This is a genomic window from Gilliamella sp. GillExp13, from assembly GCF_001690815.1.
Taxonomy (GTDB): Bacteria; Pseudomonadota; Gammaproteobacteria; order Enterobacterales; family Orbaceae; genus Gilliamella; species Gilliamella bombi.
The window spans coordinates 1-1,708 of sequence record NZ_LZHJ01000014.1 but is presented as its reverse complement, the minus strand read 5'-3'; the positions used below and the strand labels follow the sequence as shown (position 1 = coordinate 1,708).

Sequence of the window (1,708 nt, the reverse complement as noted above, 5' to 3'; positions counted from 1 at the left end):
AATCCGATTTAACCCATATTTTAATTGTCCTATATAATGGGGCGCATCAACCGTACTATAATCGTTAAATTGAAATGATAAAAAACCTGGTGTTGTTTTAATGATATTACCCGTTAATATGTCAGTTATTTTTATTATTGAGTCATTCGCATCATTTAATAGCATTCTGTAAATAATTGATGCGTCAACGTGCTCACACCATACCCAGATGTCCATCAGTATTTGATTTCTACAATCAAATTTAGATGATAAAACAAATGGATTTACCCCAAACTTAGCATTTGTTGTTGTAGACATAGCATCACTGCCAATCGGTGAATTAGACCTTGGATCTAAAAAATAAATGCTTTCATATGTATTATTACTGTCTATTTTTACTATATTATTAAATAGTATATTAGCTAACCAACTCGCTTGATATTGATGCCCTAAATCTCCCCAATGAGTTTTATCTGGTTGTAAATCAGCATAATTATATTTATCTGTGTTTTTTTGCATCCAATTTTTCATTGCTGTATCTAAGTCAAAAATAGGAATGTTTCGCATTTTTGCTATGTATTTTTTGAGATTATTCAGTCGCTCTATTTTTAATAATTTATTATCACCATGTCCAGTCAATCTTGAACGAACAACGTTACATGTTAATAAAATTGGTAGTGCACCTGATTTTTTTATTTTATCTATTAATAAATTTGTTTGAATTAGTGTGTCATTTAATACGTTAGTATTATTAGAACTTGCATCATTAATACCAAACCCAATAAAAACAATATCACATTTCCCGTAAAATTGATTATTTACTATCAATTTTTCGTAATTGTTTGTTGCCCATCCATTATCTAACCGTTGCCCAGAAAATCCAGCATTGAAAACAAAAATATTTTTGTTCTTATACATTTCTCTTAATATGTTTTGCAATTGTATCGGCCATGCGTTTGGAGCATTATCATTATGATTAGAACCTGCTACATTTCTAATCCAGCCTGTTGTCGTATTTCCATCTGTTGTCGAATCGCCATAACATGCGATTTTTACTGTTTGACCCGCTGCCATCTGAGAAATATAATAATCTAGTAAACCATTACTATCCAACTCTGCTTGCACTGTAGAGCCTTTATAACCAATACGAGCGCTACCATCTGAACCAGATAATTCACTTCTTAACGATGAATCACCAACCAAAACCCACCTACCACCCCCAATTCCTCCAGAGCTTTCTGGTGTGCTATTAGCTACAATTATTTTAGGCAGATCACCTGTCCATCGATAATATTGCCCGTCTGATTTATATAAAAGTACTTCATTCGCTAATGTGAGTTTTGCCCCATCTTCAAATGAAGATAATAGTATAAATCCAGTTTTTGCTTGTTCTGTGATATCTTCATTTTGTTTCTTGATGTACGCCATGCGTTTTGCTAGGTCAATAATGGGTTTGTTTAAATTACCATTTAACCCACCACCCACCGTATCATCTCGCATGATGAGCCGTACTTTTCCCCATTCAGGATTTTCTGGAGCATAATCTTGCTCATTATTTAACGCTTCAGTAGTTGCATTTTGTTTATTCATAGTTTATACATCCTCAATACGCTGCGTAGTAATCGTCATTTGCAATAATTTCATCATTGCAATAAATAGTTTTAAATTCAGTTGGTTTATAAAAACGCCCAAATAGCCCAAAATCAGATTTGGGTGATTTGGTTAAATC

At 33.0% G+C, this 1,708-nt stretch carries 1 protein-coding gene; it reads right to left on the bottom strand.

Annotated elements, in window-relative coordinates; translation table 11 throughout:
* The coding region (locus tag A9G37_RS00800; RefSeq protein WP_141670986.1) for a GDSL-type esterase/lipase family protein at positions 1–1,569 on the bottom strand (1,569 nt) is incomplete at its 3' end.
* Positions 1,570–1,708 lie beyond the last annotated feature (139 nt).